Raw genomic sequence first — 17,520 nt, 5'->3', positions numbered from 1 at the left:
TCCCGCTCTAAACTGCTCCAACGCTTGCGGAATCGCGACGCGTAAGCCGTTCGAATGACGGCTGCCGGCGGCTTCGCAAGATTCAGTCTGCTGACGAAATATGAGGACATCGATGCTATTGGGTAAGGTTGGCCGTCGCTTGTGCGCGCCTATCGCGTGGGTCGCGATAGGCATGTCATGTCAATGCGCCGGCGCGTATGCGCAAGAGCCGCCGGCGCATGACGAAAATCCGGGTTCGATTGCCAGTGCCGACGCGCGCGACACGCTCGTGCGCGATCTGCCGCTCGATGGCGGCGGCTATCAGCGTGTATTGTTTTACGGTCCGAAAGCCGGCATGCGCGGCATCATCGTGATGTTTCCGGGCGGAGCCGACGAAATCGGTATCGAGCGCGACGGCGCAATCCGCAGCGGCGACAACTTCGTCGTGCGGACGCGCGAGTTGTGGGCTCGTCGCAAGTACGGCGTGGTGATCGTCGATGCGATCGACCATCGGTCGATGCGCGGACAGCGCAGTACCGCGGAATACGCAGCCGTTACGCAGACAATCCTTGGCTTCGCGCATTCGCTATCGAATGTACCGGTATGGGTGATGGGCACGAGCCAGGGGTCGATCGCGGCGATGAATGCCGCGTCGCATGCGGGACCAGGCGAACTGGCCGGCGTGGTCCTGACCGAATCCGTTTCCGTTGTCGGCAAATCTCGCGAGACCGTGTTCGATGCGCAACCGCAGGACGTTCGCGCGCCCGCGCTGATCGTCGCGAATCGCGACGACCGATGCTGGGTCGCGCCGCCTTCGATGGCGAACGAGATCGCGCACGCAATGCGTAACGCGCAGCCCACGGTGCTGTTCGAACAGGGCGGCGTGGCGCGGTCGTCGAACGATTGCGGTTCGCGATCGCCGCACGGCTATTGGGGCATCGACGAGAAGGTGGTGAACGACATCGATCGATGGATGCAGGACGTGTCGCCCACCACCGCCCATAGCGCGGCGCAAAGACCGCATGCGGATTGAACGGGCCGAAGGCCATGCCGCTGGCGGCGCCGCCGTAACCGCCGCTGTTCGACGCATCTTGCGCGGGCCGGTCGTTCAAACGGCCGCAGCCATCGCGCGAAACCGCGCTCGTTACCGTCCGTGCCGAACCAGCAGCGCGAAGAATGCCCCGCCCAGCAGCGCCGTCAGCACGCCGATCGGCAGTTCATCCGGCGCGACAAGCATGCGCGCGGCGACGTCCGCCCAGATCAGCAGGATGGCGCCGAACAACGCCGAGGCCGGCAGCAGACGCGCATGATCGGCGCCGACGAGGCGCCGGCAGACATGCGGCGCGACCAGTCCCACAAAGCCGATCGCGCCGCTCACGGCCACCATTGCGGCAGTCAGCAGCGAACTCACGGCGAACACCTGGCGGCGGGTTCGCGCGACATCGACGCCGAGTGTCGTGGCAACGATATCGCCGCTCATCAACGCATTCAGTTCGCGTCGCCAGCCGATCAGCAACAGCAGGCCGCCGGCGGCGAAGCAGGCCGGCACGCCGAGCACGCCCCACTGCGCAAGACCGAGCCCGCCGAGCATCCAGAACAGCACCGACGCGGCCGCGCGTTGGTCGCCGAGGTAAAGCATCAGATTCGCGCACGCCATCATGACGAACGACACCGCGATGCCCGATAGCAACAATCGTTGCGAGTCGAGCCGGCCGCCGCGCGCGCCGAGCACGACGACCAGTGACGTGGCGGCCAGCGCGCCGGCGAAGGCAAGCACGGGCAGCGTAAGCGGCCCGAATGCGGCGCCGATCCACAACGTCGCGGCCACGGCGCCGACGCTCGCGCCGGAACTCACGCCGAGCAGATGCGGGTCGGCGAGACGATTGGCGGTGGCCGCCTGCAGCGCCGTGCCGGCGACCGCAAGCGACGCGCCGACCAGCGCGCCCAGCAGCACGCGAGGCAGGCGGATCAGCCAGACGATGCTGTCTTGCGGTCCGGCGGCGGCGCCCGCCGGACCGCCGAACAGGTGCGCGAATACGATGCGCGCCGTCATGTCGGGTGCGACGTAAGCGGGCCCCACGCCTGTCGCAATCACAATTGACACCGCTAACAGCAAGACCAGCGTAACGATCGGAAGATGGCTTTTGCGGGTCGCTCGTGCGACGGAGATTGCTTGCATCGTATCCATCACCGTCCTTGTGCGGCTTGCTCGGCCGCCGCCGGCCTCGGCGCGAACGCAGCCAGATGCAATCCATGCGCAATCGTCTCGACCGCGTCGGCATTGCGTACGCCAGGCGTCGCGGCATCGTAATGCACGACGATAAAGTGGCGCGATCGCACTGCGTCCACGTTCGCCAATGCCGGATTGCCAATGAGAAACTGGATCTTCTGGTCCGCCGTCACCGCGCCATAGTCGACGATCACAATCGCCTGTGGATTGCGTGCGACGACGCTTTCCCAACTCACCTGGGTCCAGCTCTGCGCGATATCGTCCATCACGTTTTTGCCACCCGCCGCGCGGATCAGCGCGCTCGGCATCGCCAGTGCGCCCGCGGTAAACGGCTTGTCTTCGCCGCTGTCGTAGACGAATACCCGCGTGCGTTCCACCTGCGGGCCGAGCGTGCGCGAGACCGCATCGATGCGCGCCTGCATGGCTGCGATCAACGCATGTGCACGCGCGTCGACGTCGAAGATCGCGCCGAGATTGCGCAAGTCGTTGTAGACATCATCGAACGATGCAGCGGGGCGAGGCATCACGTGTGCGCACGATTCGGTCAATTCGTAGCTTGCGATGCCGAAACGGGCCAACGTGGTGGGTGTGATAGGACCGCCGACACGCATGCCATAATTCCAGCCTGCAACATACAGATCGGCGCCTGACGCCACCAGCGTTTCAAGCGACGGATAGCGCAGCGCCAGTTCGGGCAGTCCGCTCAGTTCGTCATGCAGCGACGGCTGCGCAGTCTTCCAGCCGTCGATGCCGGTGTAGCCCGCCATGCGCGAACGCAGCCCCAGACGCAGCATCATCTCGGTCAGGTTCACGTCGTTGCTGACCGCGCGCGACGGCGCGTGTGTGAACGTCACATTGCGATTGCAACTGCGCACGGTGACCGGATAGTGGCCGGCATACGCGACCGGCGTAAGCGCCGCGAACGCCAGCGCGGTGAAGAAGAAGCGCGCAATTCGTGCGGTCATGACAGCGTCGCTCCATCGCCCGCAATCAGCGTGATGCGCGGACGCGACGACACAGGGTGTTTGTCCACCAATGCGTTGACGCCGTACACGGTTTTCAGCATGTGCTCGGTCAGCACCTCGTCGGGCGTGCCGCAACCGGCGATTTCACCCGCCGCGATCACATAGATCCGGTCGCAGAACGCGGCAGCCAGGTTCAGGTCGTGAATCGCGGCGATCGTCGTGATCCGCTGGCGTTTGACCAGTCCGAGTATTTCAATCTGGTGGCGCGGGTCGAGATGATTGGTCGGTTCGTCGAGCATCAGCACTTGTGGTTGTTGAACGAGCGCGCGCGCCAGCAACGCACGTTGCTTTTCGCCACCGGACAGCGATGCGAATAACCGGTCGCGTGCCGGTTCGAGTTCGACATCGCGCAGCGCGCGATCGACCTGTGCCGCGTCACCGGGTGTGGCGCCTTCAAGCAGCCGCTTGTGCGGCGTGCGCCCCATCGCGACGACTTCCGCCACACTCAGTCCGAAGTCGTCCGGCGCATCTTGCAGCAGCACCGCGATGCGCTGCGCCGCCCAGCGTGCGCGATGGGACCAGACATCGTCTGCGTCGAGCGTCACGGTGCCGAGCCGCGGCCTCGCGTAGCGGAACGCGCAGCGCAACAGGCTGGTCTTGCCGCTGCCGTTCGGACCGATCAGCCCGACGAATTCGCCGCTGCGGGCGTGCAGCACAATCTCGCGCAGCAGGTCCGCATCGTCGCGGCGACGCTCGACTTGTGGCGGCGACCAGTTCAGTCCGTCGATCAGCAGTGACGTCACGAGGCGGCTCCGTGGATGAAGATGTTTAGAAATTGATCGTCGCGGTGACCCAGCCCGAACGCGGCGCTCCAAGCAGCCACTCGGTGCCGTCGTTTTGCGTTGTGACCGCATACACGCGGTTGGTCAGATTGCGCAGATATAACGCTAGCGTGAGATTGCGCGTCACCCGCCACGACGCGGACGCATCGAACAACGTATACGACGGAATCGGCACGGTATTCGCGTTGTCGCCGAAACGCCGCCCGACGTATTGCACGCCGGCGCCCGCCTTCCAGCCCGGCGCAAATGCCCATTCGAGCCATGCGTTCGCGGTCTGCTCCGGAATGTTGAACGGCACGTTTCCCGCACGCGATACGCTTTGCCCGTTTTCCTCTTCGCTGAAGTTGTCATACCGTGCGCGCAGCAGCGCGGCATTCGCGTTGATCGACCAGCCGCCGCCGAGTTGCAGTGCGCCGGACCACTCGACGCCGCGCGACGACTGCTTGCCGACCTGCTCGCTCAGATCCGGATTCAGAGGATCGGTGGTGAGCAGGTCGCGTTTGACGATCTGGTAGAACGCCAGTGTCCATGAACCGCGGCCGCCCAGCACCTGCTGCTTGATGCCCGCTTCCCATTGTTGTCCGGTCGACAGCGTAAACGCGCTCTCGGACTGCGACAGCGTAATCAGCGAGCCGACGCCATCGGTGCCGGTCGTGTACTGCGCGTAGATCGACAGATCCGGCGTAAGCGAAAACACGAGGCCGGTGCGCCAGCCGGTATGCGCAAACGTCTTGTCGAACGACGACGCAGCGGTGGTCGCGGTGGCGAACGTGTCCCGATGAAAATCGATATGGTCGTAGCGCAGTCCGCTGACCCACGCGAGCCTGTCGGTCAGTTCGAGCCGGTCTTCGGCGAACAGCGACGCCTGATGCGTGATGGTGCGGAACGCCGGCACCGTCGGGTCCGGGCTCATGAACACACCCGGATCGAAGTTGAACGCCGGCACGATCGACGAGCCGTCGAATGGCGAATTGCTGGTATCGAGAAACGAGATCACGTTGAAGTCGGCGCCGACGACGACGCGGTTCTGATGCCCAAGCAGATGGCCGTCGAAGGTCGCATCGAGCGTGTCGCCGATCTGCTTTTCGTGGTGCAGGATCTCGATGTAGTCGCTGCGCAGCACATTGCCGTCGGGCAGCAGCGAGTAGCTTTCGCTATCGTGCCAATGGCGGTTGGTCAGCAGGTAGTACAGCTGATTGTGCAAGGTGATGCCGGGCGCCGCACGCCATGTCGTATTCAGTCGCGTCCACTGATCGTAATAGGCGATCGACGCGTTCGCGACGTTGTAGTTCTGGAAACGCAGCGCCGGATTCAGCTGTCCGTTCTCGACCGGTACGCCGAAGTAGCGCGCCGGCTCCTGCCGGCCATAGTCGTAGTCGAGCGTGAAGGACAGCGTGGGATCGACGTCGAGGCGCAGCGATCCGCCTAGCGCAGTCGTATGCGAATTGCCGCGCGGCACCCAGCCGTTCGAGCGGTCGTCGCTGACGTAGAAGCGGTAGGACAGCATCGGCCCGAGCGCGCCGGTCGTATCGAGCGCGACGCGTTTCTCTCCGTACGAGCCCGCGCCAAGCTGGATGGTCGTCGCGTAGTCGCGCTGCGGCTCTTTCGGCACGACGTTGATCACGCCGCCGATCCCGCCTTCGCCGTACAGCACCGATGCGGGGCCACGCAGCACTTCGATGCGATCGACCGACCAGGTATCGAACGGAAACGTCACGGTGCCGGCGCCCGGAAACATGCGCACGCCGTCGTACAGCGTCGTGATCGACTCCGGTCCGCTGAAGCCGCGCACGGAGACCGACGTGCCGCCGTTGCCCGGTGCGGCATCCGTCACAAAACCGGTGGCGCGCGTCACTGCCTGCGTCACGCTCCTGTCGCCCCGTTCGTCGATCTGTTCGCTATTGATTGTTTCGACGCTCGCCGGCGTATCGAGACTCGACAGACCGAGCCGGCTGCCGGTCTGGATCGGCGTGCCGAGGTTGGGCGTGTCCGATGCGGCGGGCGCCGTGCTCTGAACCTGCACGGCCGGCAACGTGTGATTGTCCGTCGCGGCCGGCTGACCGCTTTGCTGATCGGGCGGCGCCACGTCATCGGCGATCGCCGGCGTCGCGTGAATCAGCCATGCACAGGCAAGCGCACCGCCGTGTAACAGGCGGCGTGCCGCGTGTCGCCCGGCAGATGCGAGCGAAGGGGATAGGTCCATTCTCTGGTGTGATGCGTGTGGTGGGTTGGGTTCATCCGCGATATCGCGGTGCTGCTCGCGCGGGACGAACGAATCCACCCGGGTTGGCGAGGGCCGACCCGGTCTGGGCATGTCGTGCGTCCGGTAATGGCGGGGGGCGTCTGGCGTGTGGCGCGTGAACGGCAGACGAGCGCCGCTATGAACTCAGCGCAAGTGTGCGATGGCGGATCGAATGGAAAAGCCGGCGCAGGGTGGGCAATGCGTGCCGGGTGCTGACGGGTTCAGTCATATCGCGGTCTCCAGGGGTTGCGCGCCCCAGAAAGAAATAAATGGAAGAAAGCAAAGCCCAGGTCTGACTTTCGGTAACGAAGCAACGACAACATCGACGCATCGACGAACCGATCACAGTGGCGCGACCGCGCTGGATTTGCACCAGCTTCCGGATTTTGCAGCGCGATTGTACATGCGTTGCGAGGATCGGGATGCACGGCGACGTGACGCGACCGACCTGTCGCTTCCGACAGCGGCCTGCAAGAATTGACGTGCTTTGTAAATGATATATTATAACAATCGCGCGGTGTGGCTCAGTGCTGTGATTCAGTGCTGTGGTTCACTGCGCAACGCCGCCTGCACCCCATGCAGGTTTCTTGCAGTCGAACGTTTCTGTTTGCCAGAACACGCCCCATGTCCAATCCCGCCGAGCCGACACGCATTCCGACTACCATCCTGACCGGTTTTCTGGGGGCAGGAAAAACGACGCTCCTGAACCGCATCCTGGGTGAACAGCATGGCGCCCGGATCGCCGTCATCGAAAACGAGTTCGGCGAAACGGGCATCGATAACGAGCTGCTGGTTCAGGACGGCAACGAGCAGATCATCGAGATGAACAATGGGTGCATCTGCTGCACGGTGCGCGGCGATCTCGTGCGCATTCTGTCGACGCTCGCGCAACGGCGGGACGCGGGTGAATTGACATTCGACCGGGTCATCATCGAGACGACCGGGCTGGCCGACCCGGCACCCGTCGCGCAAACCTTTTTTGTCGACGACGCGGTGCAGGACAATTACATCCTCGATGCGATCGTGACGGTGGTCGACGCCTGCCATGGCGGCGACCAGCTGGACGAACATCACGAAGCGCAGGAGCAGGTCGGGTTTGCGGACCGGATTCTGGTGTCAAAGGTCGATCTGGCCGGCGAGGCGCGCGCTGAGCAACTGATGCGGCGCTTGCGGCAGATGAATCCGCGCGCGCCGATCAAGCCGGCGCATTTCGGCGAAACCGACCTCACGCAGCTGCTCGACATTCGCAGCTTCAATCTTGACGCGATTGTCGAAATTGAACCGGATTTCCTCGACGACGTGTCGCATGAACATGACGACGACGTGACGTCGTTCGTCTACCGCAATACGAAACCGTTCGATCGCGACCGGCTTGAAGATTTCTTCAGCGCGACGGTTGCGATCTACGGCGCGTCGATGCTGCGCTACAAGGGTGTGCTGCACATCGCCGGGGTGGAGCGGCGTTCGGTGTTCCAGGGCGTGCATATGATCTTCGGTTCCGACCTCGGCAAGCCCTGGTCGGCAAATGAAGTGCCGGAAACGAAGATCGTGTTTATCGGCAAGCAGTTGCCGGTTGAACTCTTCAAGTCCGGGCTGGATAACTGCGTATTGGCGAGCTGAAGACAGGCAGGTGCCGCCGTGCGGCAGATTGCGGATTGCGGGAAAGTTCAGCGTGCGGCCCGTTGTCGGTCATCCGTCGTCGGTGCCGTTGCTGGTTCGATCGATGTCGTCGGCCGTGAGCCGGAAAGGGCGGGCGGGCGCCCCGGCCGCCGCATTCGCTAGTGAAGTTCGCGACGCTCTGCCCGAGCGCCTGATGTCCTGCGGCGTTTGACCCAGAACACGCAGGAAGCTGCGTCGCATCCGGTCCCGGTTGAGAAAGCCGACCTGCTCTGCAATCACATCCATTGAGTGCCTGCCTTGCTCGAGCATCAGGCGAGCCGCTTCAATCCGCAGACGCTCCACAGCCTTGGCGGGGGGATAACCTGTCTCGGCGCTAAAGGCCCGGCTGAACTGGCGTGGGCTGAGATGCGCGACCTCCGCGAGTTCCTCGACCGACAGGCCGTTGCGCAGATTCGCATTGGCGTAGTCGACGGCCTTCTGGATCCGGTCGGATTTCGGCTCCAGCTCAAGCAGCGCGGAAAACTGCGATTGACCGCCCGAGCGCTGGTGGTACACCACGAGTTTGCGCGCGACCATGCGCGAAACGTCACGGCCGCAATCTTTCTCGATCATGGCAAGCACCATGTCGACCGTGGCCAGCATCCCTGCGGACGTCCACACGGAACCGTCCACGATGTAGATCTGATCTTCTTCGACGCTCACCTTCGGAAACCGGCGTTGCAGGTCGCGTGCATACCGCCAGTGAGTCGTGGCGCGCCGGCCGTCGAGGACGCCCGCGCGGGCCAGCACAAATGCGCCCGAGCACGGCGCGGCAACCCGCCTCGCGGTCCGCATCGAGCGTTTGACGAAGGCGTCGAGCGCGGGCGAAGACGCGTCGTTTTCCGCGCCGGAAGCGAACATGACGGTGTCAAAGACGTCCTCTCCGAAGGGCTGCGACTCCACGCGCACGCCCGCGGACGACATCACCATGCCACCCGTCTCGGACAGGACCGTCGCGGTGTAAGCCGGTTCGCCGAGCACGAGATTGACGAGTTCGAACGCTGTGATCGCCGCGAATCCCATCAGATTGAAATTGGGGAAGACGACGAGGCCGATTCTATGCATCGGCCTCTCCCGAATGGCGGTCCAGAATGGTTCGTTTATATGACATTGCGCCTTGTTCTTTCTGGGTTGTGCTTATCGAACGCGTCCACATGCCGCAGCAATTCCTTACCTTGTCCAACATCTCTGGCGATGACAGCGACGCAATTCACTTTGCGTCGTTTCGAATTCCTGGCGGCGTTGCGTGGATCCTGCTTGCGTTGACGGACGCAGGATCCGTTAAAACAGGCGAGGGTTGATGACGCAATAGCGGCATGCCGCCTCGTCGACGGCATACCGATCAGATCAGCAAGTGGTTGGGGGCGGTCTTACCCGGCGCGCCCGACTTGCCGGTCAGACGCCGGACCCTGTCGACCACCTCCGGCGTTCGAAGCGCGTCGGCGGGCGTGATCAACCCGATCACCTCGAGAAACAATGAATGGATACCGTGGTCCAGCACTGCTGCTTCGATAAGTTGCCGCTGGTATTCCAGCGCCTCATCCAGGTCCGGCGGACGCTGACCTCGCGCATCGGGGAACGCGAGGTCGGGCAGTGCGGCGAGTCCCCATACGTTGTCGATCAACGGGTTGATCCTGAACATCCACTCTTCCATCAATCCTGCGAGCGGATCGGCGCAGCCCCAACGGGCGGCCAGCAGGTCGTTCAGAATAACGGCTTCCTTTGCCGCTACCGTCATACCTTGCGCATGCACGGGATTGAAACGGCAGACCGCATCGGCCACGGCAATCAGGCCGCGCGGCCATTTTTCAACCTCGTCGAGATGCCGCCGCCGGCTTTCCTGAAAGGCGAATTGCACTATTTTTCCGTGCAATTTCGCTTGCCTGAGTGCGCGGTAGAGCGAATCGGTCGGCAGCGTCGACGCGAACTCGACGAATGCTTCCCATTCGTTGGGCGGTGAGTCGACGCCCCGGCCGCACAGGGTCACAAAAAAGCGATCGTCTTCACGTTTGACGAGTACGCCCATCCGGGTGCTGGTGGGCGCATTCGGGAAGGTCAATATGGTCAACTCGTCGGGCGGCCCGTCAGGGAACTCGACGATCGACGTCGCGTAGTTGTAGTCGACGCCAATGGTGGTTTCGCGCGGTTGCGACCGGCCGCTGCGCTTCAGGAATTCGAGCGTCAATTCGCCACGGCTGGATGCGTCGACTACCAGATCCGCCGCAAAAGTTTCGACAGTGCCGTTGCGCGTCTCGCAGCGCACACCGTCAACCGCGAGGTGGTCCGCGGACGATAGAAGTTCGGTGACACGCCGCCCATCGAGAATGACGATGTCCTCGTAACGCTCGACGCAGCGACGCACAACGGATTCGACAAGCGGCCGCGTGCAGATGTGGATGTCTATCCCCACTTCGCGCTCGGGCAGTGCGCGTTGCCCTGGAAACTCGAAGCGCATTCTCTTTGCGTAATCCGTTACCTTTGCGCCCGCATTGCGGAGCTTCATCGGAAAATTGTCAAACAGTTCACTCAGCGCCTGGGTGCCACCCGGCAAGAGCGAATGCGGATGCCGGCCTTGTGGAATCCCGGCGCGCGGTGCGATGACATTCGTGAGTACCTCTCGTTCAAATACAAGAATCTCCTCGAAGCTGCCGACTAGCGACCGGGCAGCGGATAGTCCACCGATTCCTGCGCCGATCACTATCGCGCGTTTTCCGATATGCATAAACCTTCTCCTGTTTTTTAGAGCTGTGTAGTACGCCATCTCTTGATATCGGTTAAGGGTGTCGACAAAGAGATTCGATCGTTGTACACACTAAGTGAAACGCGCGGAAGGCGCGATTATTCCACGGAGAAGGCGATGCGATATTACGTAAATAAGCAAAGTTCTTTCGCACTGAATCAGGCAGCCGGAAGCATCCGGATCGGTATGACTTGTTAAAGTCGTTATCCTGATTGATTGTCCATCAAGAGCGATATGCGTGAAGAGGCGCGTGTTTATCAGGCGGCGGAATCCAGCCATCGTGAAGCGGTTTTTGCCTGGACGTTTTATAGGCAGGCGATCGCAGTTCAAGGAGTCTCGCGACGGGAAATAGCGCTCTCATGGAGCGCGACGATCCTCCAGCCTCGATGCAAACCCGCTTCCGGTTGCGAGTCGGGACCGACACGCGCCCAGACCGCGGTCTTACGTCCATGAAGCTCGGCATGGTCGATGACGAACTCCATGTTCACCGTCGCATAGTCGAAGCCGAATGTTGTGATGGTCGTGCATGTCGCTATGATTCGGGTGCCGGCCGAATGTCGGCTCGCGTGAAATTCGCGGACTTTCTCGCTGCCGTGCTGCATGTCGTCCAGACGGTAACGAACCGTCTGGGGGCTTTCCCAGACTAAAGCGTTGAGCAGAAAAGTGTCGTTGTCCGCTAGCGCCCGCTCGTAGGCGGAGAAGGCGGCGGAAACTTCAGCAAGAACATGGGGAAGGTTGATGTTCATGAACGAGATCATGCTATCGATAAAGCATTCGTGTGCTTGCCGTTTGACTTGCGGAATGGCTGGCCTCGCGTCCGGCTACGCGTCAGCATGCACTCGATGCGTCGTTGTACTTTTCCAGTCACGGTCGCGAAGCGGCTGCCGTGCGTTGATTCGCCGCCCGGCGGTTTGGCTTGTGCGCGTAGCGGGATGCCGCCTGGGAAAACGCCAATGCGACGACAATAAGACCGGCTCCCGCGATGCTGAGATAGTGCGGATCGATCCAGAGGAGCGCGAGTCCGCCCAGCACCGCGGAGCAGGCCAGCCCGCCATAGGTGGCGGTATTGTTGAGCGCGAGTACGAGAGGCGCGGCGCTTGGGGCGATTTCAACCAGTCTGTGTTGTTGCGGCACAATCAGTCCCCATCCGCATATGCCCCAGATCACCAGTGAGATGGCGGACGTGACCGGATGGGTCGATAACCACGGTAGTGCACAGAAATTAAGAATGGCTAGAATCAGGCCAACAGCGACAATGTGCCGGCTCGAAAAGCGATCGACGAGCCAACCGCACAACAGATTGCCGACGGTTCCCGCGACACCCCAAAAAAGCAGCATGCCGGCAAGAACGCGTCCGTCGCCTCCGGTCACGCGGTCCAGCACGAGACCGGCATACGTATAGACCATCAGGAAGCCGCCAAACGCAAATAGCGAGGTGAGCAGGGTCAGCGAGATACTGACGTTGCCAAGCGGCGTGAGCCTGTCGCGAAGCGACACCGGGGTGGCACGGGGAATCGTGTTCATCATCGTGCCCACACCGATCATGGCGGCGAGTCCCAGCAAGGCCACAAACCAGAGCGTAGTCCTCCAGCTTCCCAATCCGCCTATCACGGTGCCGATTGGAGACCCCAGTGCCGTGGCCGCGGTGAGACCGGCCGTGACGGTCGCGAGCGCGCGCCCTCTCTTTCCGGGCGTTGCAATCGATGAGGCCACACCTAAAGCGGTAGGGGAAAACAGCGCCGCGCCGAACCCGGCAAGCACCCGGCTAAACAGTACGGTGTAGATATCGTTCGCAGAGGCGCTCATCACATTGCCGGCGACAAAGAAGGCCAGCGCGACAACAAGGACGACCTTGCGCGGCCATGTGCCCATCATCGCAGCCATAACCGGCGCCATGACGGCATAGGTCAATGCATAGAGCGTGACCATCTGCCCTGCGAGGCTGACGGAGGTGTGGAGGGACCCGGCGACGCCAGGAAGAATGCCTGCGACAACGAAGTTGTCGGTACCCATCGCGAACATGCCGAGCGCGAGCACAAGTAGTTGACGTTCCATATCGATTCCTTGCGAACACGGAATGTCTACCCGTGCCCCACCGTGATCGCTGCGGGCACCTGGTGTTCCTGCCTATGCGCTGCGCAAGCGAGCGTTTTCAATGCCCAAAGAATAGTCTCGGCGGACCGTCACTGAAAATGACGTATTTACGGTAGGTTCATGACACGCGCAACTTCGCCAGGCGGCTATTGCGGTGATAGGGCGCTTCATGAGCACGCGGGGATAGCGGCGTCTAGCGGTTCTTTAGGTGCGCGGCGATACTTCACACAATCGGTCGCAGCGCGTCAGTATTTGATTTTTGGGTGCAGACGCGACGCGAAATAGCAGCCCGGAGCGTGCAGGCACCGGCCGATGATATCAAAGCAAAAATGGCGCGGCTGCGAGAGCGGCCGCCGGCATGTCCTGTTGCGATCGTTGCGGGTGGCACATCTTCCGGCAATTTCAACAATACGGCCGGCCCGCGTCCGTGGTCTCGACGCCGCGTGATTTCGCAACACACGCGATCTGACGGTTGCTAGCGAAACACCATGGTTCAGCAGACAAAGTTCACGCGCATGGACATCTCGATGTTCAACCGTGCTTAAGGCAAGACACTCGCTCAGCCAAAGCGCTCGAGTATGTCGATGGTTTTCACCGGCTCGCTGAGCATACAGTGATGGCCGGTCTCCATCACGACCGTTCGAACGCGCGGATCGGCCTTGAATTTTTCATAGAACACGGAGAACGGCGCGATCGGCGTCGCCGGATACCCCGTGCAATAGACGTACGTCATCGGGATATCAGCGGGCAAAGGCCGCACCTGCGCCGGCTCATAGAAAGTTCTCCACGGTTGGTGCACAAGCAGAGGCGTCACGAATTCGACGAGCGACGGGTCCGTCAGGCCAAACACATCGAGCGGGACAGGCGGAACGGGTTTGCCCTCGTTCGTCAGTTCGTCGAGACGCGCGCGCACTTCCAACGGCATATAGTCAATCAGCGCTACGCCGTCCTCAGGTACAAAAGCGTCGAGGTAGATCAGCGAGCGGATCCTGTCGGGAATGCGCGCCGCCACGCCGGCCACCACCATACCGCCGTAACTCCAGCCGACCAGCGTGACGGACTGCAGGCCTTCCGATTCGATATGGGCAATCACGTCACCGATATGAGCGCTGAGGTCGGTGTCCGCGGTGCCATGGTGGCGACGTTCGCCAAGTCCAGTCAAGGCGGGTGCCGTAGCCGCGTGTCCGCGTGCGTGCAGGCCGGGCATCACATCGCGCCACACCCATTCACCGTGCCATGCGCCCGTGACCAATACATAAGTATGCGTGGAACCGGAATTCATTCTTGAAGCGATTTCCTATGAGTCGGTTTCTGTCTCGCGTCACGCGCCTCGAATCGTTAAGCAATGAGAGGATCGTGCGATCTCCCGGCACGCTGCAGGTGCGGGTGTGACATCAATCCGCGCGGCCTGGCAGCAAGCCGGGAGGGTGACCCCTGCGAGCGTGAGCGAAGCATAGTTTTTGTCCGGTGCATTGCAAATGTCGTTTATTCGACATTTCGGGACAAAGCGAAAAACATGAGAAACGCGAGAGAGGGCGTGTTTGATCCCGATGCCAGAAAAAGGTCGAGCCTTATACAAGGGGAATAAACCGTCAATTCGGTTGTTAAGTTTTCGAGTGAATCAATGCTCCTGGAGATCCGTCTGTGGGCACACCCGCGCTGGTGGGTTCAATTCGTGCCATTGCCCCTAAGGCGGTCGTATGTTTACCTCGACCTATTGGAATAGCATGGTTTCCCAGACACAGTTGACTGGCCAGGATCTCTTCGGTCGGACCTTCGATATGGATGAGCAGTCGCTCGAGGTCATGGCGGCAAGACTTGAAGCACGCGGCAAGCACGCGTTCTTCTCTCAGGTCATCGACGACTACATGAACGCGCTGGCGTTGAGCCGGGACGAGACCATTCTCGACCTCGGCTGCGGCACCGGCGTAGTTGCCCGTACGATCGCGAGGCGCGGCGATGTCAAAGGACGTATCGTCGCGATGGACATCAGCCCGTATCTGATCGGGTTAGGAAAGCGCTTCGCGTCCGAAGAAGGCGTCGCGGGCCGGATCGACTTCCTGACGGGCGACGCTCATTCGGTCATCGAACCGGAAGGCAAATTCGACGTTGTCGTGATGCATACGCTCGTGAGTCATGTGGTGGACCCTGCCGCGGTCATCGAAGAGGCACGGCGTCTGCTTCGTCCGCAGGGCCGGATCGTGATCTTCGACGGCGACTTTGCGTCGCGCGTGTGTGCAACCGATGCGCCCGACGGTGGCGCGGAGATGGACAGACTGATTCTGCGTATGACGGCGCAAAGCACAGTGATGCGGCAGATGCCTCGGTTGCTCGCTAAAGGCGGCTTTGAGCTGGCGTGGTCACGAGGCTATGTTGCAGCCGACATTGGGCGGGCGGATTTCTTCTCTTCGATTCTGCCGGCTTTCCGTGTGTTGCTGCCAAAAGCCGGCGTGATGCCGGAGGCGGACGCGAACGAGTTCGTCGACAAGCTGGAGCTTGCGTCAAGGAACAATGAGTTCTTTGCTTCGTGTAACTTCTATACGTATATGGCGCGGCGGCTTGATCGACAGTAGCGGATTGCAAGCGGTGGTGAGCGGGCACGATGACAGGGTTAGCAGACCGGCGCCGAAACCGGAAGAAGAAAACGCATCGTAAAACGTACTGCAAACCCAACCCTACGCCACCGCAGCAATCCCCTGCGCTCCGCGGCTCACACACCTCACCACTGCAGCAAGCGTATTGCGCAAATGCTCGCGCGTCTGGTCATACACCGCTTTCTCATCGCGCGCCCGATAAGCCGCGAGCAACGCCGCGTGCTCCGCGTTGTTGCTCGCCATGATGTCCTGCTGCACATGCATCGCCAGCGCGACATAGGGCCTCGCGACGCTGAGCAGCGCGCCGACCATCGCAAAGAGCCGGGTGTCCGCCTCGCACGCAACCAGATGCTCGTGAAACGTCTCATTGAGCACCGACCACGCTTCCGGCGTCGCCGTATCGAGCATCGTCTGGTGGCACGCTGCGGCCGCGTCGAACTGCGCGACGCTCGCACGCCGGCAGGCCCGCTGCGCGAGCATCGGTTCGAGCACGATCCGCAATGCGTAAATCTCGTCGACGTCGTCCGCCGTCAGTCCGCGCGTGACGACGCCCTTGTTCGGATCGATCGACACCAGTCCTTCCGCGCGCAAGTCGCGAAACGCTTCGCGCACCGGCGTCGTGCTCACATCGAGCCGCGCCGCGACTTCCTCCTGCCGCAGCCGCGTATTCGCCGGATGACGTCCGCTCAGAATCTCCGCGCGCAGCGTATTGAGCACATATTGCTGCGCTGTCTGAAAGTGTCTGGCCAAGGCTCGCCCTTCTGTCGATTTCTGTCGATGAGTGCAGCGATAACAACGCCGGCGCGTGCCTAACGAAATGCCGGCAACGTCTGTTGCGCCCATGCCGCGAACTGCAGCACGCGCAAGTCCGCATCGCGTTCGCCGATCAGCTGGAAGCCGAGCGGCAACCCGTTCGCGGCACGGCCGGAAGGAATCGTCACCGCCGGCATGCCCAGAAAACTCCATGCCGCGCAGAATGTCGCGTCGCCGGTATCGTCGAGCCCGAGCGGCGCGGCGCCGGTCGCGGGCGGCGACACCAGCACGTCGCAGCCGCCCGCAAACGCCGCGGATTGCGCGGAAAGTTCCTTCTGCAACGCACGGGCTTCTTCGTACTTCGCGGCCGGCACCGCCGCGCCGGCCGTGACCAGCGCCTTCATCTTTTCGCTGACCTTGTCCGGATGTTCGGCTGCGACCGGTCCGATATTGCGATGTGCTTCGACCTGCAAAATGGTTTGCAGCGCATCGACTATCACCGGCAGGTCCACTTGCAGATCGAGCTCGAACACCTGCGCGCCTGTCTCTTGCAGGTGTTTGATCGATGCGTCGAAGTTCGCTCTCTGCTCGTCGTCGGCGCGCGACCACATCGACGTGCGGATTACGCCGATCGATTCCGGGCGGCGCGGCGTGAAATACGCGCGCCACGCATCGATCGATGCGAGCGCGTCCGGTTTTTCTTCGACGAAAAGCGCATGGGCGAGCGCCACATCATCGACACGGTTGGCAAAGAACCCGATATGGTCGAGCGATTGCGACAGCGGATGCGCGCCCGCGGTCGGCACGCGGCCGTGCGTCGGCTTGTAGCCGACCACACCGCAGTACGCGGCCGGGCGGATCACCGAGCCGAGCGTCTGCGTGCCGACCGCAAGCGGCACGATGCCTGCGGCGACCGCGGCGGCCGAACCGCTCGACGAACCGCCCGGCGTATGCCGCGCGTTCCACGGGTTGACGGTCGGGCCCGGCTGGCGCCATGCGAATTCGGTCGTCACGGTCTTGCCGAACACAATGCCGCCGTATGCGCGAATCCGCGCGACGATCGCCGCGTCTTCCGCCGGCATATAGCCCGCGTAGACCGGCGAGCCGTATGTGGTCGGCATGTCGGCAGTCGCGATCAGATCTTTCACCGCGATCGGCAAGCCGGCGAGCGGTTTGGCCGCGGCGCCGCCGATGCCGTCGTAATGATCGGGCCGGAAAGTGAAGGCCTTCAACTGCGGTTCGCGCTCGTCGGCGCGTGCACGTGCGAGATCGAGCCGCGATGCGCTTGCTTGCGCATCGCCGCGGCTGGCGATCAGCGTCGTGACCCAAGGCTGGTTGTCGAGATTCATAAGCGGTCGGTCTACGGAGTGAATGGATAGGCACGCGCGGCGCGGCGGTCGATCGGCGAGCGCAGACCGGCCC

Annotated in this window: 14 protein-coding genes; 3 read left to right on the top strand and 11 right to left on the bottom strand. The window is 62.3% G+C overall.

Annotation, left to right across the window (positions count from 1 at the left end; translation table 11 throughout):
- Positions 1 to 172: 172 nt before the first annotated feature.
- A complete protein-coding gene (locus tag HV675_RS16945) occupies positions 173 to 1,012 on the top strand; it encodes an alpha/beta hydrolase (protein WP_246270335.1) in 840 nt (279 codons plus the stop codon).
- Between the two features lie 111 nt (positions 1,013 to 1,123).
- On the opposite strand, the gene HV675_RS16940 is transcribed toward HV675_RS16945, so the two are convergent.
- Genes HV675_RS16940 through HV675_RS16925 form a run of 4 tightly spaced genes read right to left on the bottom strand, consistent with a single transcriptional unit; the run spans position 1,124 to position 6,219 of the window.
- Positions 1,124 to 2,167 carry a FecCD family ABC transporter permease gene (locus HV675_RS16940; RefSeq protein ID WP_175112081.1) on the bottom strand — a complete coding sequence of 348 codons (1,044 nt, stop codon included), beginning with the start codon at positions 2,165 to 2,167 and terminating at the stop codon, positions 1,124 to 1,126.
- Entirely contained in the window at positions 2,167 to 3,174 is a 1,008-nt protein-coding gene (locus tag HV675_RS16935; protein WP_175112080.1) for an ABC transporter substrate-binding protein, read from the bottom strand. The genes HV675_RS16940 and HV675_RS16935 overlap by 1 nt, the downstream gene beginning before the upstream one ends.
- Positions 3,171 to 3,977, bottom strand: a complete 807-nt coding sequence (locus HV675_RS16930; protein WP_377700784.1) for an ABC transporter ATP-binding protein — start codon at positions 3,975 to 3,977, stop codon at positions 3,171 to 3,173. The genes HV675_RS16935 and HV675_RS16930 overlap by 4 nt, the downstream gene beginning before the upstream one ends.
- A gap of 25 nt (positions 3,978 to 4,002) precedes the next feature.
- Entirely contained in the window at positions 4,003 to 6,219 is a 2,217-nt protein-coding gene (locus HV675_RS16925) for a TonB-dependent receptor (RefSeq protein WP_175112078.1), read from the bottom strand.
- A 663-nt stretch (positions 6,220 to 6,882) separates the two neighbouring features.
- Here HV675_RS16925 and HV675_RS16920 point away from each other — a divergent pair.
- Entirely contained in the window at positions 6,883 to 7,878 is a 996-nt protein-coding gene (locus HV675_RS16920; RefSeq protein ID WP_175112077.1) for a CobW family GTP-binding protein, read from the top strand.
- A 69-nt stretch (positions 7,879 to 7,947) separates the two neighbouring features.
- Here the strand turns inward: HV675_RS16920 and HV675_RS16915 are convergent, their stop codons facing one another.
- The 5 genes from HV675_RS16915 to HV675_RS16895 all read right to left on the bottom strand — a co-directional run bounded on the left by HV675_RS16915 (position 7,948) and on the right by HV675_RS16895 (position 14,033).
- Complete coding sequence (locus tag HV675_RS16915) at positions 7,948 to 8,982, bottom strand: GlxA family transcriptional regulator (protein WP_175112076.1); 1,035 nt, start codon at positions 8,980 to 8,982, stop codon at positions 7,948 to 7,950.
- A gap of 277 nt (positions 8,983 to 9,259) precedes the next feature.
- Positions 9,260 to 10,678, bottom strand: coding sequence for an FAD-dependent oxidoreductase (locus tag HV675_RS16910; RefSeq protein WP_175112075.1), 1,419 nt, complete (start codon positions 10,676 to 10,678; stop codon positions 9,260 to 9,262).
- 305 nt (positions 10,679 to 10,983) lie between these two features.
- Complete coding sequence (locus HV675_RS16905; protein ID WP_175112074.1) at positions 10,984 to 11,403, bottom strand: AtzH-like domain-containing protein; 420 nt, start codon at positions 11,401 to 11,403, stop codon at positions 10,984 to 10,986.
- Positions 11,404 to 11,521: 118 nt separating this feature from the next.
- The gene (locus HV675_RS16900) at positions 11,522 to 12,712 is read right to left on the bottom strand and encodes an MFS transporter (protein WP_175112073.1); all 1,191 of its coding nucleotides are present in this window, start codon (positions 12,710 to 12,712) and stop codon (positions 11,522 to 11,524) included.
- 598 nt (positions 12,713 to 13,310) lie between these two features.
- Positions 13,311 to 14,033 (bottom strand): alpha/beta fold hydrolase, encoded by a 723-nt coding sequence (locus tag HV675_RS16895; RefSeq protein ID WP_175112072.1) that lies wholly within the window; start codon positions 14,031 to 14,033, stop codon positions 13,311 to 13,313.
- 418 nt (positions 14,034 to 14,451) lie between these two features.
- On the opposite strand from HV675_RS16895, the gene HV675_RS16890 reads away from it, so the two are divergent.
- Positions 14,452 to 15,324, top strand: coding sequence for a methyltransferase domain-containing protein (locus HV675_RS16890; RefSeq protein WP_175112071.1), 873 nt, complete (start codon positions 14,452 to 14,454; stop codon positions 15,322 to 15,324).
- A gap of 102 nt (positions 15,325 to 15,426) precedes the next feature.
- Here the strand turns inward: HV675_RS16890 and HV675_RS16885 are convergent, their stop codons facing one another.
- Both HV675_RS16885 and HV675_RS16880 read right to left on the bottom strand, forming a co-directional pair.
- The gene (locus HV675_RS16885; protein ID WP_175112070.1) at positions 15,427 to 16,095 is read right to left on the bottom strand and encodes a GntR family transcriptional regulator; all 669 of its coding nucleotides are present in this window, start codon (positions 16,093 to 16,095) and stop codon (positions 15,427 to 15,429) included.
- A gap of 59 nt (positions 16,096 to 16,154) precedes the next feature.
- Positions 16,155 to 17,447, bottom strand: a complete 1,293-nt coding sequence (locus HV675_RS16880) for an amidase (protein WP_175112069.1) — start codon at positions 17,445 to 17,447, stop codon at positions 16,155 to 16,157.
- Between the last annotated feature and the right edge of the window lie 73 nt (positions 17,448 to 17,520).

The sequence above is a fragment of the Paraburkholderia solisilvae genome (genome assembly GCF_902859875.1).
GTDB lineage: Bacteria > Pseudomonadota > Gammaproteobacteria > Burkholderiales > Burkholderiaceae > Paraburkholderia > Paraburkholderia solisilvae.
This window is presented reverse-complemented; position numbering and strand designations above follow the sequence as displayed.